General features: G+C 65.8%; 22 protein-coding genes. 4 read left to right on the plus strand and 18 right to left on the minus strand.

All coding sequences use genetic code 11. The features are described 5' to 3' along the window. Positions 1-7: 7 nt before the first annotated feature. The 4 genes from E3T61_RS13905 to E3T61_RS13920 form a co-directional block, all read right to left on the minus strand. Entirely contained in the window at positions 8-970 is a 963-nt protein-coding gene (locus E3T61_RS13905; RefSeq protein WP_134641444.1) for a hypothetical protein, read from the minus strand. Positions 971-1,054: 84 nt separating this feature from the next. After that, positions 1,055-1,360 (minus strand): SdpI family protein, encoded by a 306-nt coding sequence (locus E3T61_RS22690; RefSeq protein WP_420898492.1) that lies wholly within the window; start codon positions 1,358-1,360, stop codon positions 1,055-1,057. Positions 1,361-1,822: 462 nt separating this feature from the next. Further along, positions 1,823-2,410, minus strand: coding sequence for a dihydrofolate reductase family protein (locus E3T61_RS13915; RefSeq protein WP_134641446.1), 588 nt, complete (start codon positions 2,408-2,410; stop codon positions 1,823-1,825). Between the two features lie 743 nt (positions 2,411-3,153). Continuing rightward, entirely contained in the window at positions 3,154-4,941 is a 1,788-nt protein-coding gene (locus tag E3T61_RS13920; protein ID WP_166793238.1) for a CocE/NonD family hydrolase, read from the minus strand. Positions 4,942-5,303: 362 nt separating this feature from the next. Here E3T61_RS13920 and E3T61_RS13925 point away from each other — a divergent pair, with 362 nt between their 5' ends. The 4 genes from E3T61_RS13925 to E3T61_RS13940 all read left to right on the plus strand — a co-directional run bounded on the left by E3T61_RS13925 (position 5,304) and on the right by E3T61_RS13940 (position 8,155). Further along, on the plus strand, positions 5,304-5,798 hold the full coding sequence (locus E3T61_RS13925; protein ID WP_241992575.1) for a DUF1801 domain-containing protein: 495 nt from the start codon (positions 5,304-5,306) through the stop codon (positions 5,796-5,798). 212 nt (positions 5,799-6,010) lie between these two features. Further along, positions 6,011-6,343: a YciI family protein gene (locus E3T61_RS13930; protein WP_134641448.1), complete on the plus strand. Its 333-nt coding sequence runs from the start codon at positions 6,011-6,013 to the stop codon at positions 6,341-6,343. Next, positions 6,340-7,650: an RNA polymerase sigma factor gene (locus E3T61_RS13935; RefSeq protein ID WP_134641449.1), complete on the plus strand. Its 1,311-nt coding sequence runs from the start codon at positions 6,340-6,342 to the stop codon at positions 7,648-7,650. The genes E3T61_RS13930 and E3T61_RS13935 overlap by 4 nt, the downstream gene beginning before the upstream one ends. Continuing rightward, on the plus strand, positions 7,631-8,155 hold the full coding sequence (locus tag E3T61_RS13940; protein ID WP_166793239.1) for an SRPBCC family protein: 525 nt from the start codon (positions 7,631-7,633) through the stop codon (positions 8,153-8,155). The genes E3T61_RS13935 and E3T61_RS13940 overlap by 20 nt, the downstream gene beginning before the upstream one ends. 27 nt (positions 8,156-8,182) lie before the next feature. Here E3T61_RS13940 and E3T61_RS13945 read toward each other — a convergent pair whose 3' ends face one another. From E3T61_RS13945 to E3T61_RS14010, 14 genes are all read right to left on the minus strand, one after another. Beyond that, positions 8,183-9,679: an aldehyde dehydrogenase family protein gene (locus E3T61_RS13945; RefSeq protein ID WP_134641451.1), complete on the minus strand. Its 1,497-nt coding sequence runs from the start codon at positions 9,677-9,679 to the stop codon at positions 8,183-8,185. Then, a complete protein-coding gene (locus tag E3T61_RS13950) occupies positions 9,679-10,323 on the minus strand; it encodes an HD domain-containing protein (RefSeq protein WP_134641452.1) in 645 nt (214 codons plus the stop codon). The genes E3T61_RS13945 and E3T61_RS13950 overlap by 1 nt, the downstream gene beginning before the upstream one ends. A gap of 5 nt (positions 10,324-10,328) precedes the next feature. After that, positions 10,329-11,612 carry an NAD(P)/FAD-dependent oxidoreductase gene (locus tag E3T61_RS13955; RefSeq protein ID WP_134641453.1) on the minus strand — a complete coding sequence of 428 codons (1,284 nt, stop codon included), beginning with the start codon at positions 11,610-11,612 and terminating at the stop codon, positions 10,329-10,331. 2 nt (positions 11,613-11,614) lie between these two features. Then, positions 11,615-11,926 (minus strand): 2Fe-2S iron-sulfur cluster-binding protein, encoded by a 312-nt coding sequence (locus E3T61_RS13960; protein WP_134641454.1) that lies wholly within the window; start codon positions 11,924-11,926, stop codon positions 11,615-11,617. Positions 11,927-11,936: 10 nt separating this feature from the next. Then, positions 11,937-12,746, minus strand: coding sequence for an SDR family NAD(P)-dependent oxidoreductase (locus E3T61_RS13965; RefSeq protein ID WP_134641455.1), 810 nt, complete (start codon positions 12,744-12,746; stop codon positions 11,937-11,939). After that, positions 12,739-14,679 (minus strand): PEP-utilizing enzyme, encoded by a 1,941-nt coding sequence (locus E3T61_RS13970; RefSeq protein WP_134641456.1) that lies wholly within the window; start codon positions 14,677-14,679, stop codon positions 12,739-12,741. The genes E3T61_RS13965 and E3T61_RS13970 overlap by 8 nt, the downstream gene beginning before the upstream one ends. A 108-nt stretch (positions 14,680-14,787) precedes the next feature. Continuing rightward, on the minus strand, positions 14,788-15,891 hold the full coding sequence (locus E3T61_RS13975) for a PEP/pyruvate-binding domain-containing protein (protein WP_134641457.1): 1,104 nt from the start codon (positions 15,889-15,891) through the stop codon (positions 14,788-14,790). Next, on the minus strand, positions 15,888-17,249 hold the full coding sequence (locus E3T61_RS13980; RefSeq protein WP_241992576.1) for a cytochrome P450: 1,362 nt from the start codon (positions 17,247-17,249) through the stop codon (positions 15,888-15,890). The genes E3T61_RS13975 and E3T61_RS13980 overlap by 4 nt, the downstream gene beginning before the upstream one ends. Before the next feature lie 63 nt (positions 17,250-17,312). Continuing rightward, complete coding sequence (locus E3T61_RS13985; protein WP_134641458.1) at positions 17,313-18,137, minus strand: IclR family transcriptional regulator; 825 nt, start codon at positions 18,135-18,137, stop codon at positions 17,313-17,315. A gap of 152 nt (positions 18,138-18,289) precedes the next feature. Then, positions 18,290-19,684 carry an MFS transporter gene (locus tag E3T61_RS13990; protein ID WP_134641459.1) on the minus strand — a complete coding sequence of 465 codons (1,395 nt, stop codon included), beginning with the start codon at positions 19,682-19,684 and terminating at the stop codon, positions 18,290-18,292. 57 nt (positions 19,685-19,741) lie between these two features. Next, on the minus strand, positions 19,742-20,512 hold the full coding sequence (locus tag E3T61_RS13995) for an SDR family NAD(P)-dependent oxidoreductase (RefSeq protein ID WP_134641460.1): 771 nt from the start codon (positions 20,510-20,512) through the stop codon (positions 19,742-19,744). Beyond that, positions 20,509-20,826 (minus strand): Dabb family protein, encoded by a 318-nt coding sequence (locus E3T61_RS14000; protein WP_134641461.1) that lies wholly within the window; start codon positions 20,824-20,826, stop codon positions 20,509-20,511. The genes E3T61_RS13995 and E3T61_RS14000 overlap by 4 nt, the downstream gene beginning before the upstream one ends. Continuing rightward, on the minus strand, positions 20,823-22,484 hold the full coding sequence (locus tag E3T61_RS14005; RefSeq protein WP_134641462.1) for an FAD-dependent oxidoreductase: 1,662 nt from the start codon (positions 22,482-22,484) through the stop codon (positions 20,823-20,825). Before E3T61_RS14005 ends, E3T61_RS14000 begins: the two co-directional genes overlap by 4 nt. 99 nt (positions 22,485-22,583) lie before the next feature. Then, positions 22,584-23,381 carry an IclR family transcriptional regulator gene (locus E3T61_RS14010; RefSeq protein WP_134641463.1) on the minus strand — a complete coding sequence of 266 codons (798 nt, stop codon included), beginning with the start codon at positions 23,379-23,381 and terminating at the stop codon, positions 22,584-22,586. Between the last annotated feature and the right edge of the window lie 53 nt (positions 23,382-23,434).

Genomic DNA, 23,434 nt, shown 5'->3' on the forward strand with positions numbered 1-23,434 from the left:
TGACTCCTTAGAAGCAGGTTGCGACGGCTGTGATGGACGCGCCACCGACGGTTGCGAAACCGGCAATGCAGGCGATGCAAAAGGGGACTCCGACACCGACCGCTGCAGCGGCGCAAGCCCCTGCACAGCCGTATGCAATGATGGCTCCAACCACGCCGGTTACGCCGAGCACCGTCGCGATGCAGGCGCCGGTGTTCTTCTCGGCTAGCGGAGCAGGAGCTGCATCCGCTGCCACGCTGCCGCTCTTGGCCTGCGAGGCAACGAGATCAGCCTTAAGCTCGGCGTCCGTCAGGTACACCAGGTCGGTATCCTGGTTGTTCGTCATGACCCCATCGACGTAGGTCTTCACGTTGAAGAAGCCATCGGCGTTCTCGCTGACCAGCATTTCACTGGACTGCAACCGATTACCCGCGCTGTCGAAGACCATGGAGACATTGCTGGTGAAGCTGTAGGAACCGTCAATGGGTATGGTCACCGTAGTGAACGCACCCCCCTCGGCTAAAATCGTATTCACCTTGGTCTCGGCCTCGACCACTGCGCTCAGCGGTGCCTGCAGCGGCATCGCGCCACTGGCAAGGGCGGACATGGCGATTTCGGTCTTCAATGCCGCCTCCTGGTCGCTGACGGCGATCATGGTCAGGGGGTCTGCAGTTGGGGCAACCGACACCGCATTGGCAGCGCCGGAGGAGCTAATCAGTAGCATCAACCCCACCAGGGAAGTTAACAAAGCGGTTGATTTTCTCGTCATGCGCATAGGACTCACATCTTTCTTCATTAACTTTGTGGACTTCATTGTCAAGAAAATCTTTCTTTTTTGGTTAGCAGGAAATGCAGTAGCTTTTTGGGCCTGTCGCAGGGCATAACGTTCCCTGTTCAACGCCCGAACCTTCTTCTGCATGCGCGGCAGCCAACACCAGAACGGAATAGCCCCCAAAAGAAAACCCAGATAGCTGAGACTCTCTGTCAGCAAAGAGACGGCGCCTGCGACGAATTTGGTTTGAGTTCTTGTTTCTCCCCCTATTGGTTGTGCGTGACGAACTGTGGCATTCCAGAGCTACGCGGATGCCTTTGCGGCTCGGTTCGCCGCCCTCATGGCCAGGATGGCAACTGCGACGACAATCAGGAAGCCGCTGACGGCGAGAATGTGGCCGAGAGCTTCCGAGTAGCTACTGAGCTGGACTGTCAGGAGTGCGACTGCGTGGCTACCGGCGATTAGCGCTATGGCGATTAGGTATGGAACGGCAGAGACCTGCGCGGATGACCAAGCCTGGTCGGATGCCGACGTGTACTTTGTCCTGATACCAATGGCCAGATTCCTGCCTAGACCGCCTCGGTGTTGATTGATCACCCAACCGATCATTGCCAGCGATACCACCGCGTAACCTGCGATTGGAGGGTAGAAGATGTCGGGTCCTTTCTAGCGTGGGACTGATCCGAGTCGGTGATTGTTTCCAGCGGGAAACGACCAACTTGACTCAGACCCGCTCTCCTCCGGTTCACCGGAGCTGGATCCTGCAGTAACAAGCATGGGGACACGAGACTTAGGTCACAAGTCGGCATTTGTGCCCCTTGTGCGCATCCAGCCTGTCTGATACCAGCAGAAATGCAGGTTGATCAGCCTGAACAATATAGGACGTCGAGGGGTTCGATCATGAGCGCGATGATGCCTGCCGTGACGCGACCAGTGCGGCCTATACGAGGTCGCGCCGAGACGGCCAGCCACTGTTGCCGGCAATGACGCTAATGGAGGCCCAGGCCTCGGCCGCTGGCCGTGGTCGGCTGCAGCTGCCGTCCGCGGGAACGGACCTAGTGAGAAACGTCCCTAAACCAATGTCACGGATGAGAGGCCGGACCGTACGGGCCGGTAACGCAGGGCGACTGCCCCCGACCGGAACTCGTGGCGGTTCACGACTTCGAGCTGGATGCGCTCGCGCAGACCGGCGAGCAACGTCGGGCCGTGTCCGGCAAGGACCGGCTGCACAAGGAACTCGTACTCGTCGATCAGTCCCAGATCTGCCAACGCCAGGGGGAGCGTCACGCCACCCACCCACAGGCCCTCGCCGGGCTCCTGCTTCAGCCGCTGAACCGCTTGCCCCACGTCGCCTCGCACCAGCTCGGCGTTCCAATCGACCCCGCTCAGTGTGCTCGACACAACGTACTTTTTCGCCCGGTCGATGGTTTCGGCGAACGGTTTCTGCCAGTCACCCAGCCAGCCCGGCCACGTGCCCGTGGCCGGTTTCTGCCACGCCGACGCCATCATCTCGTAGGTCACCCGGCCGAAGAGCAAGGCATCGGCTCGCTCCAGCTGAGCGGTCCAGTAGCGCATCGACTCCTCGTCCGGGGGAAGTCCTGCCTCGTGATGGCAGCAGCCGTCGAGCGTGACGTTGATCGAGTATCGAAGTGGTCTCATCTCGTTGCTCTCCTTTGATGGGTGCCCCACGTTCGTTGCACCACTCTCAGTCGATTGCCGGGTCCGTTTCTGATCGACGCCCTAAATCGCGCCCAGTGTATAGCGCCGTCCCTGATGCGAACCAGACCGCAGCCCCCGAGCGCACGACCGATCGCCAGCACCGCCCGTGCACGATCACTTGCGGCGGCATCCGGAGGAGGGGATGAGAGGGCCCATGGGACCGCCCAAGGCAGCTCACAAGGCCATCATTTACCCATCTAGTTCATCTCTATATATCCCAAAACGATGGGCTACGATCGGAGGCAGCGAATCGCCTGGCTCCCTGTAAACACAATGGAATCCGAGGGTTTTCGGAGACATTCGGTAGCGACTAAATTCAGGCCAGAACCTTCAGGGGATCGCAAGTTCAAATTATGTGAGCCCGACATAACAGAGAGTCTCGGTGGGAGCACTTTTTGCACCGGGACGTTTAATTCTGCTGGTCTTCCAGTGCGGGACGGATCTCGGGTTCCGGATGAATAACCGGTAACAACCGGCGCTTTGCGGGCTGACTCTCCCATGGCTCAGAAACGGCTATCGAGCTGTGCAACGCGGCGCAGATCGACGTGCTTGGGCGCGCGAGCATCGTCGCGCACGCGCAGCCGAACGCGGGTCCCTGAACCCGGTGGGGATCAGGAACCCGCGTCGACTACGGATGCGGCGAAGCCGTCAGCGTCGGATACTCGACCGTCGCTTCGGAGTTGCTACTTTCCGAGCGTGAGCTCGAAGCTGCCGTCTGCAGGTTCGAACTCCGCCGCGGCGAACTGGAGATACAGGTCGAGATACGCGGCGCGGTCGCCCTGGGTTGGAGTGTCATCTGATGGGTTGTCGAGCGGTACCGTCAGCGAGGTGTGGGACAGACGGATCTCCTCGCCGCTCGGGGAATCGATCCAGTCGTTGCTTCGGTGCGGGTTCGCTCCTGAAGGCGCGATCGTGCCGATCTCGATGGCGAGCTGGTGGCCTTCGGCCAGCGTCCAGTCGGTCGACCTCAGTTCGATGGTTCCATCTCCGGGGCGAATGACGGTGGCCTGTTCGTTGATCCAGGTGGCGGTGCCATCGGGGGCCACGTCGTAGAGCCGGATCATCGCGTTGCCGTGTCCCTCGGCGGTGAATTTCAATTCAGGTGTGCCGGTCACTCGCGTCGGCTTCGTGACAGGTTCCGACCAGGTGAGGTAGCTGTTTGAATCCTTGCCAGCGTCGGCCTTCCGTTCGGCGCCGTCATCGATGTAACTGGCGTCGTCGATCTTGACCTCCTGCACACGATCCGTGGACGGCCATGTTTCCTCCCCGCGCCAGGTGCCGGTGTTGTCCTGCACAGCGAACGCCGGCAGGTCGGTTGTTGGCTCGGCGTCTTTGAGGTGCTCGTCGTAGAACGCGAAGACCTCGTCGTACCAGCCCGCCCGGCCCATCTTGAGCGCGCCGGTTGCCGGATCGACATCGTTGCCACGCACGTGGTCCCACGGCCCGACCCAGCCACGCTCCGGTCCCTCATGGTTTTCGAGGTACTCCTGGATTGCTTCGGGCTCGGTGTTCCACTCCGTGAGGCCCTGCGTCAGGAAAAGGGGAGTATCGGTTCCCTTCGCGAGAGTCGCAAAATCGCGCTCGTCCCAGTACGCGGCGTCGGTCGAGCGCAAGTCGCTCTGATATTGGAGAGTGCAGAGGTAGTCGATGTCGGCAGCGTTGTCCTTGTAGCGCTGTTCGTCATCCGGCATGCCCTGTAGGAACGACATCGTCATGTAGATCGTTCCGATGCTGGTGATGGTCTCCCGAGGAATGCCACCTGACCAGAAGTTTCGTTCCATGTCCCAGATGGGCTCCTGGGCGACGACTGCACCGAGCTGGTCGAGATTGAGGTTGTTGCCGATAAGCCCGGTGATCGCGTCATAGGACTTGCCGTACATGCCCACTTTCCCCGTCGACCATGGCTGAGCGGCAGCCCATTCAACTGCGGCGGTTACGTCGGCTCGCTCGCCGGGGCCGCCGAGATCCTGGCAGCCTGTCGAACCGCCGAAACCGCGGCCGTCGACGAGCACCACAGCGTATCCCCGATCGAGAGCTCCACCTTCTGTGATCAGGTCGTTGAACCGGTCGTTTGGTCCCGCTTGCGCGAAGTCACCGTCCTCGAGCGAGCCGATGTGGGCAAAGTACGGCCCGACAGAGATGAGGGGCGTGACCTGGTCGCCCTCTTGAAATCCCTCGGGGAGGAGGACGTCGGCATGCAGTTCGGTCCCCGAGTCGTCGGCAGACGGGAAGTAGTGTTGCGTCCACGACGCGCCCTCCGGAACGCGCGGGTTTTCGTCGTGCGTCACGCCCTCCCCGCCGGTGACCTCGGTGGCCAGCGTGGATCGGCTGGCGTTCGAGCCAGTGGAGATCATCGTGGTAGCGATTTTCTGGTTGGCGAGCGTTGCCAGTCCACGATCCGCAGCCTGTGTCGGGCTGGAGGTACAGCCCGCGATGAATAAGAGGGAAGCTACGGCCGTGACGGCGATCACCGGCCTCCTCCATCGTTTACGGGTGTCGTTGCTGCGTTGACTCTGCTCGATGTCCTCGCTGCGAGTGATCAACGTGCGGCGTCGATCGGGTCGGTGGTGATTTCGACGGTTTCTGTTGGGGGTAGGGCAAGGGTGGCGGGGTCGATCAGCCCTGGGCGGTCCGCATTCATGGTGCACCTTTTGTGTAGGCCCTCGGACGAGCTGCTGGGTTCGCGGCCGTACCGGAAAGGGCGATGACATTGCTTCTGATGTGTCGATGGTTCTTGCGATCCATGACAACTGAATGCAACGCCATGTTGCTGGCACAGGGTCAAGCGATTGAAAGACTCCCACGCCCGCTGCGCGAGGAATATGATCTCGCCATGGACAGCAAGGACATCGGCAAGACCGAAGGCCGGCCACCTGCGACAGGCGCTCCTGCGCAGCGCGACACCGCCTGGACACTGCCAGAAGCCATGACCGGCCGAGCCAGCCCCGCGAAAGCGGCCGTCGGCGACAAGCCGGTCTTCGCCTACATCGCAAGCCTCCCGCAGCCGCAACGCGGCATCGCGCAAGCAGTCGATGCTCTCGCGGCCGAGACCCTGCCCGACCTCCAGCGCTCCGTGAAGTGGGGCATGGCGTACTACGGCGTCGGCGACGGCTGGTGCTTCAGCTGCGGCGGTTTCGCCGGCCACGTCAAGCTCATGTTCATCAATGGCATGGCGCTCGAGCCGGTGCCGCCGGTGACGCCAATCGGGATGGGCAAGTCGACGAGGGGCGTGGAACTCGAGTCCGTGGAGGACATCGACGAACGCCAGATATCCGCGTGGATGACGCAGATCGCATCCGTGCCGGGTGTCGGCGGGAAGAAGCGTTGAGCTCCGGCCCAGCGCATTGAGCACCCTAATCCGAAGCCCCTCGCTCACCTCCAGGTGTGGGGCACTTTGCGTCGGAGGTGAAGCCGGCGGGCTGTTGGAAGGAAACGTGCGCCTGCAATGCTCGCACTCGAACAAAAAAACTTTGCCCGGTGTGTCGAATTCACTCGAACTCGAACGTCCTCTCTCTGTACCGTCTAACAAAGGGAGAACAGATGCGATACATGATGTTTGTGGCAACGGACCCCGAGGGCGACCCGTATTCCGCTGAGGACGACCGGATTGAAGACTGGGGCAAGGAGGTCCAAGAGCGCGGCGTGTGGATCGACGGCAACCGGCTTCGGCCGGTCGAGGATGCCACAACGGTTCGCGTGCGTAACGGCGAACTACTGGTGACCGACGGGCCGTTCACCGAGTCGAAGGAGTGGATTGCCGGATACGACGTGCTCGAATGCGCGGATCTCGACGAGGCGATCGAAGTGGCGTCGAAGCATCCGATGGCTCGATTCGGTCGACTTGAGCTGCGCCCGATCTGGCCGTTCGATTGACGTCACCTCCGCTGGGCGCGGTCCTCGACGACCTGCACCGTGCAGAGTGGGGCGGGCTGGTCGGCGGTCTTGTCAGCATGACCGGCGACTGGGCTCTGGCTGAAGACTGTGTGCAGGACGCGTTCGCCTCCGCACTGGTGGCCTGGCGGTCCGGCGGAGTGCCGGACCGCCCGGCCGCGTGGCTGTATACAGTTGCCCGCAACAAGGCTCGTGACCGCCTTCGTCGCACCATCGTCGAGCGCGAAAAGCTCCGTGACCTTGCCGATCTCGCAGCGCAGGCCGATGAGCTTCCCGAGATCGATGAAAAAACGCTGCCCGACGAGCAGCTGCGGCTGTTGTTCACCTGCTGCCACCCGGCCCTCGCACTGCCGAACCGGGTCGCATTGACCCTAAGGGCAGTCGCCGGACTCACGACCGGCGAGATCGCATCCGCGTTCTTTGTGCAGGAATCCACCATGGCCCAACGTCTCGTGCGAGCGCGCCAGAAGATCACCAATGCGGGCATCCCCTACCGGATTCCGACGGCGGATCTGCTCCCCGAACGCCTCGAGGGAGTACTCGCGGTGCTCTACCTGCTCTTCAACCAGGGCTACAGCGATGCGAGCCGAACCGACCTTGCGGATGCCGCGATCCGGATGACCCGCAACGTGGTGCGTTTCGCGCCCTCCACCGACGAGGCACGCTGCCTTCTCTCGCTCATGCTGCTGCAGTCATCGCGCCGCGCCGCGCGCCGCGACAAGGACGGCCAGCAACTCACGCTGGAGAATCAGGATCGATCGCGCTGGGACCGTCAGTCGATCGACGAAGCCCTGACGCTTCTCACGCCGCTGACGCAGGGCAATAAGCGAGGGTTCTATCGGATCCAGGCCGAAATAGCGGCCTGTCATGCGCAAGCGCCGTCCCCCGGCGCGACCGATTGGCGGCAGATCGTGCACCTCTACGACATGCTCGTCACGATGTCGCCCTCGCCGGTCGTCGAGCTGAGCCGTGCCATTGCCGTCGGGATGGCGACCGGCCCCGAAGCGGCCCTTGAGATTCTCGAACACCTTGACGCTGATCCGCGACTCTCCACCTCGCATCTCCTGCCGGCGGCCCGCGCCGACATGCTCGTTCGGGCGGGGCGCCATCTCGAGGCCGCCACCGCATTCGGGTTCGCCGCCCAACGTGCAACCTCAGACCTCGATCGGCAGCAGCTGCTCCGCGAGGCGGCCGCAGCAATGCGACACAGCGGCACGGCGAAGCCGGCTCAACCAGAAACTGACACTTCGACAAGGAAGAAGGATGACGATGACCCACGCACCCGCTGAACGAAGCTTCACCCTGAGCCGCACACTGCCGGAACCGCGCAGCGTCGTCTTCGATGCCTGGACGATACCGGAACACCTCGACTGGTTCTATAACCCCGCTATGCCCACGCCCACGACACCCATCCACGTCGACCTCAAAGTCGGCGGTATCTGGCGACAACAGATGGTGGTCAATGACGATCTCCAATACCCCACCGGCGGGGTGTACCTCGAAGTGGTCCCGCACGAACGACTGGTTTTTCGGTGGGGAGCCACCGGCGGATGGCCAGAGCTCGCAGGAGATCACGAACATGAAGCACCCATCGTGACCGTCACCCTGCGCGACGACGGGGAAGGAACACACCTCGAACTCACAGTCACCTTCTCCGACCAATTGGCGGATGAGGAGGTGCGCGATCTCATCGAAGGCGGCACCCGAGACGGATGGAGCGCCACAATCGACCGAGTTGCGCACAGCACCGCCATCACCACGTGGAGCATCCACCAATCCATTTCACACGAGTGATGACCAGGTACAGCGGAGTGAATCGGGTCAGCGGATGCGGCGGTGCACCGACTGCACGCTGAGGTACGCGCGCAGACCCTCCGGTCCGAATTCTGCGCCGAGGCCCGAGTCGTGGCGGCCCGCGAAGGGCGCCGCGTGGTTGGACGCAAAAAACCCGAGGCCGACCGAGCCGGTATCGAGCCGCGGGGCGAGGGCGAACGCGGCGTCGGGGTCTTCCGAGAAGATCGTGCCGCCGAGCCCGAAGGGCGTGTTGTTGGCAATCGCCACCGCGTCGTCAAGCGACGAGTACCGCATGATCGACAGCACCGGGCCAAAGATCTCCTCCTGCGCGATGCGCATGCCGGGCGTGACGTCGGCAAACACTGTCGGTGTCACGTAGAAACCCCGGTCAAAGCCGGAAGGCACGTCACCGCCTGTGGTGGCCCGGGCGCCTTCGGCGATACCGCTGCGAATGTACTCGCGCACCACCTGCTCCTGGGCGCGGGTGGCCGAAGGCCCGAAAACCGTCGCCGGGTCCATCGGGTCGCCCTGCGGCGCCACGGCAATGGTCGCGGTGACCATGTCGACGAGCTCGCCGTACCGTGCCGCCGGCGCGAGTATGCGTGTCGAGATGTAGCAGGTCTGCCCGGTATTGCGCAGGCAGCTGCGAATCAGCACCTTCGACATGGCCTCGAGGTCGACATCGGGCAGCACCAGGGCCGACGACTTGCCGCCGAGCTCAAGGGTCACGGGCCGCAGAAGGGAGCCGCAGGCCGCGGCGATGGAGCGGCCTACCGGGGTCGACCCGGTGAAGGCGACCTTGTTGATGCCCGGGTGCTTCACGAGGGCGTCGCCCAAGCTGCCGGGTCCGGTCACGAGGTTGATGACCCCGGCCGGAATTCCGGCGGCAACGGCGGCGTCGAGAATGAGTCGAACTGACAGCGGGGTGGGCGAGGCCGGCTTGATGACCACGGTGCAGCCTGCCATCAGCGCCGGCGCGAGCTTGGCCACGACGAGGTTGATCGGAAAGTTCCACGGCGCGATCAGCGCGCAGACGCCGACCGGGTCGAGGCGCACGACGGTTTCGGCGGATCCGTCGGGGAACGGGCGAATGTCGCTGGTCTCGAGCAGGGGAGCGAGCGAGGCGAAGTAGCGAAAGATCGAGGCCGCGTTCGCCGCGGCCTTCGAGGTCTCCGCAACCGGCGAGCCGTTCTCCCACGTGTTGGTGTGCGAGATGGCTTCGGCCCGAGCTTCCACCTGCGAGGCCAGCCGCAGCAGCAGGCGGGCCCGCTCTGCGGGGGCCACGTCGCGCCATCCGCTGCCGCCGCTCGCGGGCGAGCCGGCGCTGCCGCTGAAGGCACGGCGGGCCGCGGCGACGGCCGCGTCGAGGTCGGCGACGGATGCCTGCGGCACCGAACCCCAGACTTCCCCTGTCGCCGGGTTGGTCACCTCGGTGCGCCCCGCCCCGGTGGAGCGCTGCCAGGTGCCGTCGATGAAGTGGTCATCGGTGTGCGTGTACGGCAGGGTCGCCTGCAGCACACTCATCAGAGCACGCCGATGCGCAGCAGCGATTCGGAGCGTTCCAGCTCGCAGACGGCCATTTCGAGGCCGGCGGCGGTGATCAGCTCCGGCAGGATGTCGGTGCGCAGCCGAGCGCAGTACGACGAGGGCGTCTGCCCGAACCAGCCGGAGGCGAGGGCGATTCCGGCCGTCGTGAAGCGCCACAGCCGATCGGAATCGCGCACCAGAGAGTCCTCGATCGAGTACGACTCGGTCCGGGTGTCGTGGCCGTCGATGATGTCGGTCACGCGGGTGACGAACTCGTCGCTGTAGCCGAGGGCCGGCAGCACTTCGCGGGCGATGTCGCAGCCCCTGGCTTCGTGTTGGTAGCGGATGTCGGCCTGCCGCCAGTTGGCACCGAACCCCTCGGAGATGATCTTGGTCTCGTCGACGCGGGCCCAGCCGGTGTCGTGCAGCAGAATGGCGACCCGCACCACGAGCGCGTCGGCCTCGGGGTAGACGAGGCAGAGCCGCTCGGCAAAGGCGAACGAGATGGGGATGTGGATGTCGTTGCCGCGGGTGCGCATCTCGGTGACCACGGCGCGCCAGAGCGGGTCGAGGTCGGTCAGCAGCGTGTCGGCCTGCCTGATCGGGGAGGTGTCGACCGCGTGGATCGTCTGCAGTGTCATGGTCTTTACTTTCCGGCCAGCGCGGGAACCGCGGACACGAGCTTCTTGAGCGGGATGGTCACGTCGCCGGCCAGGTCGGCCGGCACGTTCTGGCCGTGGTGCAGGGCGCCGCGCGCGGCAATGAAATCGAGGGGCTTGTTGATGCAGTCCGCCGCGATGAGCTGGCCGGCGCGGTAGTACAGCACCGAGAACGTCTCGCTGTCGGGTTCGCCGCGCAGCACGATCTGGTCGTGCCCGCCGCTGAGGCCGGCGATCTGCAGCTTCAGGTCGGCCTGGTCGCTCCAGAACCACGGCACCGTGGAGTACGCCGCCGGCAGACTGAGCAGGGTCGCGGCGGCGATTTTGGCTTGCTCGACCGCATTCTGTACGCTTTCGAGTCGCAACCGGGCCACACCCCCGGGCGTGATCGACGGGTTCGGCAGGTTGGCGCAGTCGCCCGCGGCGACCGTGAGGCCGTCGGAGCAGAGGGCAGTGCCGTCGACGACGATGCCGTTGTCGAGGGCGAGCCCCAGCTGTTCGGCCAGTTCGGTGCGCGGAATCACACCGACCCCGATCAGCACGACGTCGGCCGGCACGACGGTGCCGTCGCCCAGTTCAACCCCGGTGACCCGGTCGTGCTCGCCGAGAAAACGCGCGACCTGGGCGTTCAGCACGACGCGGATGCCGCGGCGCCGGTGCGCCTGCAGGTAGAACTCGCTCGTCTGCTCGCTGACGGCACGACCGACCAGGCGCGGGGCGGCCTCAAGCACCGTGACCGTGAGGCCGGCGGCGCGGGCCCCGGCCGCGACCTCGAGGCCGATGAAACCGCCTCCGACGACGACCACGTTGCGGGCGGCGGCGAGACCCTGCTGCAGCTGCGCAGCATCCGTCGCAGTGCGCAGGTAGCTGACCCCCTCGAGTTCGCTGCCGTCGAACGGAATCTGGCGTGGCACGGCCCCGGTGGTGAGGGCGAGCCGGGCGAACTCGAAGCGGCGGCCGGATTCGGCCACGGCCGTGCCGCCGCTGCCATCACCGTCACGCGTGACGCTGACGATACGTTCGCGGGTGACGAGCTCGATGTTGCGCTCGCGGTAGAACTCGTGGGTGCGGAAGGTCAGCGAATCGGCAGTGACCTCGCCCTTGAGGAACGCCTTCGAGAGCGGCGGCCGCTGGTACGGCGCATGCGGCTCCTCGCCGACGAGCACGATCGGGTCGGTGTCCCCGAGCTCACGCAGCGAACACGCCAGCTGCACGCCGGCCTGGCAGTTGCCGATGATGAGCGTTCCCGCGGAGGTTCCGGTGCCGGTCATCTCTAGACCTGCGTTTCCGGAGTGGTCACGCGAATATCGGCGTCACTGAGCCTGAGCTGGCAGGAGAGCCGCGAGTTCTCTTCGCGGTCGATGGCCGTGCCGTCGAGCATGGCGTCCTCGAGGTCTTCCATGGGGGAGAAAACGCTGTCGGCGCAGACGAAGACGTGGCAGGTGGCGCAGCTGAGGCTGCCGCCGCATTCGGCGACGATGCCGGGAATGCCGTTGCGCACGGCCGTCTCCATGACGGAGTCACCGGCGAACCCTGCGACGGCGGTTTCGCTGCCGCTGGCGGAGATATAGGTTACGGAGGGCATTCTTTTCTCCTTACAGAAACTGTCGGCCACCGTCGACCACGAGGGTCTGGCCGGTGATGTAGCGGGAGCCGGGGCCGGCCAGGAACAGGGCCGCCCCAACGATGTCGTCGGGCTCGCTGGCCCGTTTGATCGAGCCGCGGTCCACGCCGTACTCGGCGGCGCCCTCGATGAGGCCGTAGCTGGCCTCGGTAAGGGTGAAGCCCGGTGCAATCGCGTTCACGGTCACGTCGCGCACGCCGAGTTCCTTGGCGAGCACCCGGGTGAGGGCGATCACCCCGCCCTTGGAGGCCACGTAGTGCGCCCACTGGGCGGAGCCGCTGAGCACAGTTGCGCTCGACAGGTTGATGATCGCGGCGCCGGGCGGGAGGTAGGGGGAGCAGGCGCGGGTGACGAGCCAGGGGCCCTTGAGGTTGACGGCCATCACCCGGTCCCACTCGTCCACGTCGATGTCTTCGAAGGGGGAACGCGTGATGGTTGCGTAGATCGCGGCGTTGTTGATGATGACGTCGATCTGGCCGGCACCGCCGCCGGCCGCACCGGTCTGTGCGGAGAAGGCGGCGGCATCCGCTGCCAGCTGCGTCACCGAATCGAGCGAGGTGACGTTGGCCTGGAGGGCCAGGGCGGTGCCGCCGGCGGCCTCCACAAGGGCAACGGTCTGCTGCGCACCCTCGAGATTGGTGTCCGCGACGACCACCCGGTCGCCCTGGGCCGCGAAGCCCAGGGCGAAGGCACGGCCCAGCCCGCCCGCGGCGCCGGTGATCAGCACCGTTCTGGCGGTGTTCTGCCCCTGAGCGGGCTGGTCCGTGCGCGGATCAGGCATGGCTGCCTTCGAAGACGGTGCCGTCGAGGGCCTCGAGGCCCGCCGGGTCCAGGGCATCCTCGAGCTGGATGGCCGCGTCGCCGGCCAGCGTGAGGTCATGCGCATGGCCTGCACCGGTGTGCCCCTCGACGACCGTCACGGTGCCGTTGTTGCCGTCGACGCGCAGCCACTGGCCGGTCGTGATCTGCGCCGAGGCGGTGCCGGTTCCGGTGACGGCCGGCATGCCGTATTCGCGGCAGACGATGGCCGCGTGGCTCATCATGCCGCCGATGTCGGTGACGGTGGCTCGAATCTTGCCGAAGATCGGTCCCCACGACGGCGCCGTGACCGGGGCGACGAGGATGTCGCCCTCCTGCACCTCGGAGAGTTGGTCGGAGCTGCTGATAACCCGTGCCGGCCCTTCGGCCACGCCGCTCGAGGCCGCCATGCCGCGAAACTCGCCCTCGGGGGCGTCAGAGTCGCCGAGCCAGTTCTTGATCTGGTCGCTCGTGATGCCCCAGAGCATCAGGGTGAAGGGTTCGGTGATCACGGCCGGCGGGGTGTTGAGGGCCGGCTGCGGGCGCTGCTGCTGCAGGGCGTCCACGATCGCGCGGCGCCGTTCGACCTCCTCGGGCCAGTAATCCGGGCCGATCGCGGGGGCGCCGACGGCCCAGCCCGTGACGTAGTCGAAGAGTGCTTCGCGTACCTCGTCGCGGCGCAGAAAGAACATCCCGTCGGCTTCAGCCCAGAAGCCCTGCTGCTGGAGCATCGCCGAGAGCTCGCGGGCCTTGCGCCAGAAGACGCCCATGGTCCAGTGCTCGATGTAGAAGTTGTGGTTTTCGACGTAGGGGTAGACCTGGCGAGCCAGGCCGAGCTTGCCCTCGAAGGCGGCGAGTTGCTCGGGGCTCAGCAGTTCCGAGTACTCCTCGGTGATGCGGTCGCGTTCGGCAATGAGCTCGGCAACCGGGCGGTCAATGGTCTGGCCGGCCTGCAGGCGCCCGATGTAGTCGCGAATGTAGCCGAGCGGCAGTTCGAGGTGGTCGATCCAGTACTTGTCGTGGGCGTAGAAGCCGTTGCCCACGGTGAAGTTGAACCAGGGGTCCTTCGCGTCGTTCCAGGCGGCGATCCATGCGGCGCCAGCGGATGCCGCGGCCAGGCCGGCGAGGGTAGCTTCAGGGTTCTCGGTGTCACCGAACATGCCGGTCAGTTCCAGTTCGACGGCGAGCTTGGCGAGCTTCTTGAGCTCGTCGTCTGGCCGGAAGAGCTCCATGTCGACGCCCTGCACCATCTTGGCAACGGCCTGGTCGGGAATGCCGGGGAAGGCCTCCTTGCAGAAGCTGAAGAAGTCGAGGTAGGCGACGTAGCCGAGGTTGAGAAACTCGAAGTGGTACTGCCACGCGCGGTAGGTGAGCGCGATGAGCTCGTCGTAGCGGGCGAGCAGGTCGTTGTTCGGGCCGGTGCCCTTGCCGCTCGTGACGTCGTCGATATCTACCCGGTCGGGCAGTGCCTCGAACGAGAGAGCGCCGAGCTCGTCGATGGTGCCGCGGATCTTGCCCTGCCACTGCTCGAGCAGGGTCTCCCAGTTCTGAAAGTAGTGTCCGGCGCGGGCCATGAACTCGGGCACGCGCGGGGCGATCTCGGCTTCGGGCACGCCGACCGGGGACATGAAGACGTAGCCGTTGTGGATGCGGAATTCGATGCCGTTCGCCGGCGGAATCAGCAGGTGGCGGGTGTTGTACTGGCCGAGGCAGCTCACGGCGAACTCGAAGCCGATGGTCTCGAAGGGCTTGGTCACGGTCGGCCAGTGCTGGCTGTCGCAGAACCAGAACTTGCCCTCCTCGACCTCGCGGCGGTTCTCCTGGAAGACGAGGTTGTAGGCGTACAGCTCTTTCCAGCTTTCGGCGCCGGCGGCCGGGGCCTGGTCGTAGGGGCTGGGAAATGACTTCTCTGTCATGGGTAAACCATTCTCGAAGTGGTGCACGGGGTAAGCGGAGAGGTGCAGGCGAAGAGAGGGGCGGGTCGGGCGGGTCGGGCGGGAGAATCGGGGTGCAGCGCGTGCGGGTCAGGCCTTGCCGGCCTGCACGAGCAGCGCCTGGGTGATGCTCGCGATACCGAAGTTCCCATTGGATGCGGCGGTCGCCGGGGTGGAAGCTTTGGCAGTGGAGGAATGCACCGTTTCGGGGCGGGACTGCAGCAGCAGCAGATTGGCGCCGTCGGGCAGGTCGCGGTCGAGGGCCCACTCGATGTCTTGCGGGCACCTGAAATGCTTCTCGGCCTTCTTGGCGATGGTCGCGATCGCGGTGATCTCCGTCTCGCTGATCGAGAGCACGTCGCGGCGTTCGGCCGAGACCTCGAGTTCGGTCAGGCCCGCAGCCTCCGGGTCGGGCACGAGTTCGGCGTGTTTGCTGCCGATCGCGCGCTTGACGACCATCAGCATGATCTTGTCGACGGTGACGTTGTCGGGGGTGACGAGGCCGGAGACGACGAGTTCGCCGAGGCCGTAGGACGACTCGATGACGATCTTGGAGCGGTCGCCGGTGGTCGGATCCATGGTGATCGCGACCCCGGCGGCACGGGCGTTGACCATCTTCTGCACGGCGACGGCCATCGAGAGGCCCTCGTTGGGGATGTTGTTCTTGAGGCGGTAGGTGATCGCCCGGGACGTGAACAGCGACGCCCAGCAGCGGCGGATGTGCTCGGTGACGTCCTCGATGCCGGTGAGCCAGAGGTAGGTGTCCTGCTGTCCGGCGAAGCTCGCGTCGGGCAGGTCTTCGGCGGTCGCGGAGGAGCGCACGGCCACGGGAACCGGCTCGGTGAAGCGATCCTGCAGGGCGTGATACGCGGCGACGAAGTCGGCGCGCACATCGGCGGGAACCGGGCGACTCTCGATCTCGAAGCGCAGCTGGGCCGAGACCCGGTCGACTGCGGCCACATCGTCGGCGTCAAGGCCCTCAAGCAGTGAGTGGATGTCGTCCTGGATGCCGGCGGCCGTGATGAAGGCGTCGTAGGAGGCGGTGGTGATGGCGAAGCCGGGAGGCACTGGCATTCCGGCCTGGGTGAGCGCGACGAGCGAGGCGCACTTGCCGCCGAGCAGCTCGTGGCGGTGTTCGCCCGTGCCGTCAAAATCGGGGCCGTCGAAGAACTGGATGTAGGGCGTGGTGGTCACTTCTTGGCTCCCCAGGTAACGGGCACCGAGGTGGGCGCCCTGAACGACAGGTTGTCTCCGAACACGATGTTGTCGGCGTCGACCAGGCGCAGCCCGGGGGCCGCCTTGAGGGTCTCTTCGACGACGATCTTGTCCTGCATCTTGGCGAGCAGGTTGCCGAGGCAGTAGTGGATGCCGAAGCCGAAAGACAAGTGATTGCGGGCGTTGACCCTGTTGATGTCGAAGGTCTCTGGCTCATCGAACGTGCCGGGGTCGCGGTTGGCCGACCCCATCAGCAGAAGAATGTTCGAGCCGGCCGCAATCGGTACACCGCCGATCTCGGTGTCGACGAGGGCCTTGCGGCGCCAGCCGACGATGCTGGGCGAGAAGCGCAGCGTCTCGTCGATCGCAGCCGGGATGCGGCTCGGATCATCGATCAGTTTCTGCCACTCGGCGGGGTGGGTGAGCAGCTCTCGGATCGTGTTGGAGATGAGGGTCGTGGTGGTCTCGTGACCGGCGAAGAGCAGGCTGTAACAGACCGAGGCGATCTCGTGGTCGGAGATCTCGGACCCGGACGACTGCGCCTGCACCAGGTCGAAGACGAGATTGTCACCGTTGTCTCCGGCCGCCAGCTGCTCGTGGGCGTTCGCGACGAGCCGCAGGCATTCGGTCCAGTAGTCCACGAGGTTGTGGGCGTGGGGAATCTGCTCATCGTCGCTGAGGTCGCCCCAGGTCATCGCGGCGCGGGAATCCGACCATTTCTTGTAGGTCGAGACCATCTCCGGACCGACGCCGAGCAGCCCGAGGATCGTGATGGTGGGGATGTCCACCGCGACATCTTTCAGAAAGTCGCCGCGGGCATCCGCATGGGAGAGCATCTGCTGCAGCAGGCGCGCGGTGTTCTCGCGAATCGTCGGCTCGAGCTTCTTGTAGCGGCGGGGCGTGAATTCCTTCTGCACGATGGCGCGCATGCGGGTGTGCTCCGGGGGGATTCGGGCCGACAATCCGGAGTATGCGGTGAAGCCGCCGTCGTTCATGATCTGCGTCGCGGCGGCGCCGCGGGCTCGCACGGGGGCCTGGGCGTTCTCGCTGCTGAAGACCTTCCAGTTGTCGAAGGTCGCCTTGATGTCCTCGTAGCGGGAGACGACGTAGTAGCCGATCTCCGCGTCGAACATGACGGGTTCGTTTTCGCGCAGCGCGGCATAGGAGGGGAACGGGTCCGTCATGGCGAAGGGGGCATAGCCGTGGTGCGCGCCGCCGTCAGTGGATGCCGGGGCAGCGGAGGCCGGGGCGTGGGCGACGGGGCATCCGCTCGCGGCCGGCGGCACCGATTCGAACTCGGCTGCGACCGGCTGGGGTGCGACGGGCTGAGCGTTCACGATTGCTCCTTCTTCTGCGTCCTCGTCTCTGAGGTCTCGCGAGGTCCATCTAAAGCGCCAGGGTCACTCGGCGCTCCTGGCTGTCCCACTGGATGGAAGTGGCTTGGGTTCGGGGGCTGTGCGAGGGGTCGGTGACAGGTGGCCGATGCCGGCCTGCAGGCGCTCTGCGGTGCCGAGCAGGGCTGGCAGATAGCGTTCGAGCTGCTGCATGCGGCTGGTCGGCAGCACGATGCCGACTCCGCCGAAGATGCGGCCGTCGGACTGGAACACCGGCACGGCCAGCGAACAGGAGCCCAGGCGCACCTCCTCCGAGGCCAGGGCGAACCCGCGGGAGCGAATCTTTGCAAGCTCGCGGCGCAGCTCGGCGGGGTCGGTCATCGTCTGGGGGGTGCGCGCGTCGAGCGGGCCGTCGAGTATCGCGCCCTGCACCCAGTCCTCCTCGAAGGCCAGAATCGCGCGCCCCACGGCGGTCGCGTGCAGCGGCAGCCGCCCTCCGACCCGGCTGGCCTGGGGCACACGCCGGCTGCCGTAGACCCGGTCGATGTAGAGCACCTCCGAGCCGTCGCGAATGGCGAAGTGCACAGTTTCCTGGGTCAGGCCGAAGAGGTCCTGCAAGTACGGGCGGGCGACATCGCGCAGCTTGCGGCCGGCGTGCTGGCCGAGTTCCCAGAGACGCAGGCCGATCTGGTAGCGGCCCTGGGCATCCCGTTGCACGGCACCCCAGCCTTCGAGTTCGCCGAGGAGACGGTGGGCGGTGCTCTGCGGCAGCCCGCTCGCCTTGCTGATCTCGGAGAGGCTGCGCGCAGCGGGGCTGTCTTCGAAGGCGGCGAGGATGCTCAGTACCCGGCTCGTGACCGACTGGCCCGGAGCCTTTGTGTGACCTGCCACGGTGCCTCGGCTCACGGATCGTCTCCCGAAACCTCGGGAGACCCCCACTCTAGAGCTGCGGCACGCGCTTCGGGGCCGCCCGGCGCCCCCCATCCGGCCGCGACTCCCCAGTACTCAACCGATGGAAGTGAGGGGCGTGGCCGAGGAGGGGGTTAGCGGATGCGGGCCGGTTCTTGGGGCTCCTGCGCGGATGCGGCGGGCGGGGCAGTCGGGGCGCTGCCCGGGTCGACCCGCAGCGCGACGGCCCCGAGCAACTCAGTGGGAACCCGGTACGTCTCCCGGGCCGTGGCGGCCGCGATGGCCGACAGCACGAGGCAGACGGCCGTGAAAACGGCCACCGGAATCCACCCGTTGATGCCGTCGCCGAGCAGCGCGAAGCCGATACTGGGAGCGAATCCGGCCAGCAGGAACCCGAGTTGGGTGCCGATCGCGAACCCTGAGTATCGCACCGGGGCCGCGAACATCTCGGAGAAGAAGGCCGGCCACAGCCCGTTCACCATGGAGTAGAAGCAGGTCATGTTGAGGAAGGCTCCGAGGAAGATGAGCGGAACAGACCCGGTCGAGATGGCCCAGAAATACAGGAAGACGGTCGCGGCCGTGCCGAGGGTGCCGGTTATCCAAACCGGTCTGCGCCCGATCCGATCCGACAGCGACGACAGCAGGGGGATGGTCACCATCGATCCGGCGATCGACACCGTCGCCACCCAGAGCATGGTCGTGCGATCGATGCCGACCGCGTCGCTCGTGGCGTAGGCCAGGCCGAACACGGTGAAGACGGTCTGGGCCACGGCGAAGAGCGACATGAAGACCACCCGGATGACATCCTGCCACTGGTGCCGGAAGACCTGGGCGGCCGGGAACTTCTCCACGGCGTCCGCTGACTTGGCCTCGTGAAAGACAGGGGTTTCATCGAGGCGCGAACGCACGATGTAGGCCACCACGAGCACGACGGCGCTCAGCCAGAAGGGCACCCGCCAGCCCCAGGACAGCAGGTCGTCCTCTGGCAGGGCCGCGATCGGAATGAAGACGATGGTGGCGAGCACCATGCCCGCGGCGTATCCGGTCATCGTGAAGCCGGAAAAGAATGCTCGTCTGCGATCCGGTGCGTGCTCGATGGCCAGGGTGCTCGCGCCGGCGGCCTCGCCACCCGCCGAAAATCCCTGCGCGAGGCGGCACAGCACAAGAAGGGCAGGGGCCCAGAGGCCGATCTGATCGTAGGTCGGCAGGAAACCGATGGCCAGGCTGGCGATGCCCATGATCATGAGCGTGAGGATCAGCACCCGCTTGCGTCCGATCCGGTCACCGAAATGCCCGAGGACCAGGCCGCCGAACGGCCGAGCCACGTACCCCACCCCGAAGGTAGCGAGGGACGCGATGGTTGCCACGGCTGGATCGTCAGCCGAGAAAAACACGTGGCTGAACACGAGCGCCGCCGCGGCGCCGTAGATGAAAAAATCGTAGTACTCGAGGGCGCTGCCCACGAGGGCCGCTGCTGCGGCCTTGCGAGGCATCCGTTCCGGGGCGGGGCGATCAATGGTGATGGACATGCTGTCTCCTTTGACAAGGTGCCGTGGGTGAAGGGTGCTGAATCGGGTCGATGGCGCTCAGATGGCGGTGTAGCCACCATCGATCACGAGTTCTGATCCGGTGCTGAAGCGGGATTCGTCGGAGGCGAGGTAGAGCACGCCGTAGGCGATCTCGTCCGGTTCGCCCTGGCGGCCGAGCGGGGATCCGGCCACGAGCTGGCGGTAGTACGCTTCTGGGCCGATTGCGCTCATCTCCGCGGCCGTGCGGCTCATGCGGGTGTTCATCGAACCGGGGTGCACGGAGTTCACCCGGATTCCGTATTCGCCGTAGGTGGCGGCATCCGCTTTCGTGAGCAGACGCACGGCGCCCTTGGTAGCGTGGTAAAGGGGCACGCTCTTTCCCCCGGTGAGACCGTGAATCGACGAGAAGTTCACCACGCTGCCGCGACGGGCCGCGATCATGTGCGGCACGACCGACTTGGTCATCAGCCAGGTGCCCTTCACGTTCACGTTGAAGATGCGGTCGAACTCCTCCATCGTCGACTCGTGGGAGGGCGCAGCACGGCCGATGATGCCGGCCGCATTGATGAGGATGTCGGGCGCGCCGATCTCGTCGGCCACCCTCGCCACGGCCCGTTCCACCTGTGCTGGATCGGTGATGTCGAGGTCGATGGAGGTGATCGCCGGGTCGTGCCAGGGTTCGCCAGGGCCGGCCAGGTCGAAGCTGGCCACTCTGGCGCCGTGGCGGGCGAGCAGGCGCACGCACGCGCCGCCGAGATCGCCGCTGCCGCCGGTGACGATTGCGACTTTGCCGGCGACCCGCTGGTTGTCGTGGGTGATCGTCGTCATGTCATCTCCGGGGCTGTGCTGTCGGGGCACTCGTAGTCGACAGACACGATGTGTTCGCAGTGTTGCCCTGACAGCGCGATGAGCGGCAGGTGCAGCGGATGCGTCGCGTAGGCGGCGAGGTGGGCGAGAGTGTCGAATTCCGCCACCAGGGCAAAATCCCACGAGCGCTCGGCGCGGAGGAGGTCACGGCCGATGCTGAGCGAGCGGAGCCCCGGGACCGGCCCCACGAGGGTCTCGAGCCCGGCCAGCCATTCCGTCTGAAGGGGCGGGGTGAAGGTGTCCGCGATCTTGAACATGACCACGTGGCGGATCATCGGGCGCCCACCGTGTCGAGCGTCGACTCGTACGTCGCTGCAACTCCGGCGAGGGTGCGACCGGCGAGGTAGCCCATAGTCATGAGCGGGCCGAGGGTGGCACCGGCGCCGGGATACCCGGCACCATACGCGCTCTCCGTGGTGTTACCGGCCGCGAAAAGGCCGGGGATCGGGGTGCTGTCGACGTCGAGCACGCGACCCAGACCATCTGTCGACACGCCGCCGCTGGTGCCGAAGGCCCCGTTCACCACGGCGAGGGCGTAGAACGGACCGGTCGTGAGCGGGCCGAGGCTCGGGTTGGGAAAGCTGTTGTCGGCGTCGCCCCAGTAGGTGTCGTAGCGACTCTCTCCGCGACCGAAATCAGGGTCCTCGCCGCGCACCGCGAACTCATTGAACCGGTCGACGGTGGCCCGCAGCGCATCACTGGGCACGCTGAGCTTCGCGGCCAGGGTGCCGAGGTCGGTTCCCTCAACGAGCCAGTCTGGGGTGGGCTGCCCGGCGCGGTGGCTCAGCACGCCATAGCGCTCGAGGAAGGACTGGTCAAAGACCACGTGCACGGGGGAGTTGAGCGGCGTTCCGGCGGCAGAGTCCCATGAGTGCAGCGAACGGGCCAGGTCGTTGTAGTTCTGGGACTCGTTCGCGAACCGCTTTCCGTGCTGGTTGATCATGATGGAGCCTGGCCCCTGGCGCTCAAAACGCAGCAGGGTTCCGACCTGCTCGCCGTCGCGGAGGTCACCGGGGATCACGGACATGGGCGCCCACCACGCTTCACGGGTGCCGCCGACACCGGCGCCGACACGCTGCGCCATTTTCAGGCCGTCGCCCGTGTTCGACGGGGGCGAGCAGACCACGTGTAGTCGGCTTTGCAACAGCCCATCGGCGAGCTGGCGGTCCCATTCGAAGCCGCCGCACGCGAGCACGACGCCGGTGGTCGCCGTGATGGAACGGCCATCGACGATGACGCCGGTCACCCGGCCGTGCGCCATCAGGAGGCGCTCGGCCCTGGCGTTCACCGTGAGGGTGACGCCACTACGCAGGCAGCTGGCCAGGAGCATGCCCACGAGGGCCTGGCCCTTCGCCACTGCGCCGGCCGCATCGCGGGCCGCGAGCTCGTGCCACGGAAACTTGGTGAACGCACCCCAGCTCTCGTACTCCTGCATTGTGAAGGGCAGGCGGCCGTCTGTTCGCACGTGCTGGCACAGGTCGCCGAGACCGGCGTGGGCGTCGTAGAGGGCCGGTTCCACGGTACGGCCCCCGTTCTGGGCGCCCGGCAGGTCCATGCGGTAGTCCGGAAAATTCTCGAGCAGCAGGTAGGCGAGGCCAAGCTGCTCGCTCGTGTAGCGCAGCATGTCGTCACCGTGCCCGACGGCGGCGTCGAAGAGCTCCTCCCGGCCACGACCCCTCGATACGGCCCGTACATACCGTGCGGCCCCTTCTGGAGAGTCATCGATCCCGGCCTCGCGAGCCAGGTGATTGGCAGCGACCCACAGCATGCCTCCGGAGACCGCCGACGTGCCGCCCAGCAAATCGGATTTCTCGACCACGAGCACCGATTTGCCCTCGTGGGCCGCCGTGGCGGCCGCCGTCAGGGCGCCGGCTCCGGATCCGATCACCACGACCTCGAAATCGTCGCGCAGTGTGCCGTTCAGAACTCGCATAAACACTCACTCTTTCGTCTTCGTTGACGCTGGTTGCGTAGTTGAAGAGTGCCGAGTGCTCGCGTGAATCGAAACAGATGTTCCGTTGAACGGAAGAGTTCAGGGCAACGACGGCAGAGGCAGACGCCTCACCGTGCCGCGAGGCCGATCAGCGCCGAGGGCGCGGGAGATACCGCGGGCGGCGGTCTTGAGGGCGGGCACCGTGGCGTGCAGGTCTTCGTCACCCCGCGGCACGATCACGTTGAGCGCCGCGATCACCCGGTTGCCGCTCTCAAAGATCGGCACGGCGATCCCGGTCGCTTCGGCCACGATAATGCCGGGAACGCAGGCATAACCCACCGTGCGGATCTCGGCGAGCAGCCGGCGCAACTCCGCGGCATCCGTGACGGTCTCGTGCGTATAACGCACGCGCGTGCGGGCGAGCATCTCGTCCTGCACCTCTGCTGGTGCATGGGCCAGCAGTACGAGACCTGATGAGCAGGCGTCTACCGGCAGGCGGCCCGCAATCTGGGTGATGTTGACCGCCGATCCGTGCGCGGTGAGGCGTTCCACGTAGAGCACATCGTCGCCGTCGAGCACGCCTAGCGTTGTGTGCTGCTGCACCACCGCGTGGAGGTCTTCCAGGAACGGAAGCGCCACCTGCCGCAGGTCTGTTGTTTGCGAGCCGCGTGAGGCAAGTTCCCACAGGCGGCGTCCCAGCCGCAGTTCGCCGTTGTCCGCGCGTTCCAACAGCCGTTCGTCTACGAGCTGGCCCACCAGACGGTGTGTGGAGGCTAGCGGAATCCCCACTCGACGGGAGAGCGCCGAGAGCGTCATCGACGAGCGGTGCGTGTCGAAGGCGTCGAGGATCGTCGCTACCCGAGACACCAGGGAGTCACCCGTCTTCGAATTCGCCATGTGTCATGGTACGTCGGGCACTGTTCAGACGCGCTTCCAGTGAGTGGAATCCC

Source organism: Cryobacterium lactosi (assembly GCF_004403945.1).
GTDB lineage: Bacteria > Actinomycetota > Actinomycetes > Actinomycetales > Microbacteriaceae > Cryobacterium > Cryobacterium lactosi.

What these genes read in the sequence shown, in the direction of transcription:
- E3T61_RS13950 (WP_134641452.1), bottom strand. Translation starts at nt 10,323, where the DNA reads ATGACACTGCAGACGATCCACGCGGTCGACACCTCCCCGATCAGGCAG.
- E3T61_RS13925 (WP_241992575.1), top strand. Translation starts at nt 5,304, where the DNA reads ATGGACAGCAAGGACATCGGCAAGACCGAAGGCCGGCCACCTGCGACA.
- E3T61_RS13955 (WP_134641453.1), bottom strand. Translation starts at nt 11,612, where the DNA reads ATGACCGGCACCGGAACCTCCGCGGGAACGCTCATCATCGGCAACTGC.
- E3T61_RS13995 (WP_134641460.1), bottom strand. Translation starts at nt 20,512, where the DNA reads ATGACGACGATCACCCACGACAACCAGCGGGTCGCCGGCAAAGTCGCA.
- E3T61_RS13930 (WP_134641448.1), top strand. Translation starts at nt 6,011, where the DNA reads ATGCGATACATGATGTTTGTGGCAACGGACCCCGAGGGCGACCCGTAT.
- E3T61_RS13970 (WP_134641456.1), bottom strand. Translation starts at nt 14,679, where the DNA reads ATGACAGAGAAGTCATTTCCCAGCCCCTACGACCAGGCCCCGGCCGCC.
- E3T61_RS14000 (WP_134641461.1), bottom strand. Translation starts at nt 20,826, where the DNA reads ATGATCCGCCACGTGGTCATGTTCAAGATCGCGGACACCTTCACCCCG.
- E3T61_RS14010 (WP_134641463.1), bottom strand. Translation starts at nt 23,381, where the DNA reads ATGGCGAATTCGAAGACGGGTGACTCCCTGGTGTCTCGGGTAGCGACG.
- E3T61_RS13940 (WP_166793239.1), top strand. Translation starts at nt 7,631, where the DNA reads ATGACCCACGCACCCGCTGAACGAAGCTTCACCCTGAGCCGCACACTG.
- E3T61_RS13965 (WP_134641455.1), bottom strand. Translation starts at nt 12,746, where the DNA reads ATGCCTGATCCGCGCACGGACCAGCCCGCTCAGGGGCAGAACACCGCC.
- E3T61_RS13990 (WP_134641459.1), bottom strand. Translation starts at nt 19,684, where the DNA reads ATGTCCATCACCATTGATCGCCCCGCCCCGGAACGGATGCCTCGCAAG.
- E3T61_RS13945 (WP_134641451.1), bottom strand. Translation starts at nt 9,679, where the DNA reads ATGAGTGTGCTGCAGGCGACCCTGCCGTACACGCACACCGATGACCAC.
- E3T61_RS22690 (WP_420898492.1), bottom strand. Translation starts at nt 1,360, where the DNA reads ATGATCGGTTGGGTGATCAATCAACACCGAGGCGGTCTAGGCAGGAAT.
- E3T61_RS14005 (WP_134641462.1), bottom strand. Translation starts at nt 22,484, where the DNA reads ATGCGAGTTCTGAACGGCACACTGCGCGACGATTTCGAGGTCGTGGTG.
- E3T61_RS13915 (WP_134641446.1), bottom strand. Translation starts at nt 2,410, where the DNA reads ATGAGACCACTTCGATACTCGATCAACGTCACGCTCGACGGCTGCTGC.
- E3T61_RS13960 (WP_134641454.1), bottom strand. Translation starts at nt 11,926, where the DNA reads ATGCCCTCCGTAACCTATATCTCCGCCAGCGGCAGCGAAACCGCCGTC.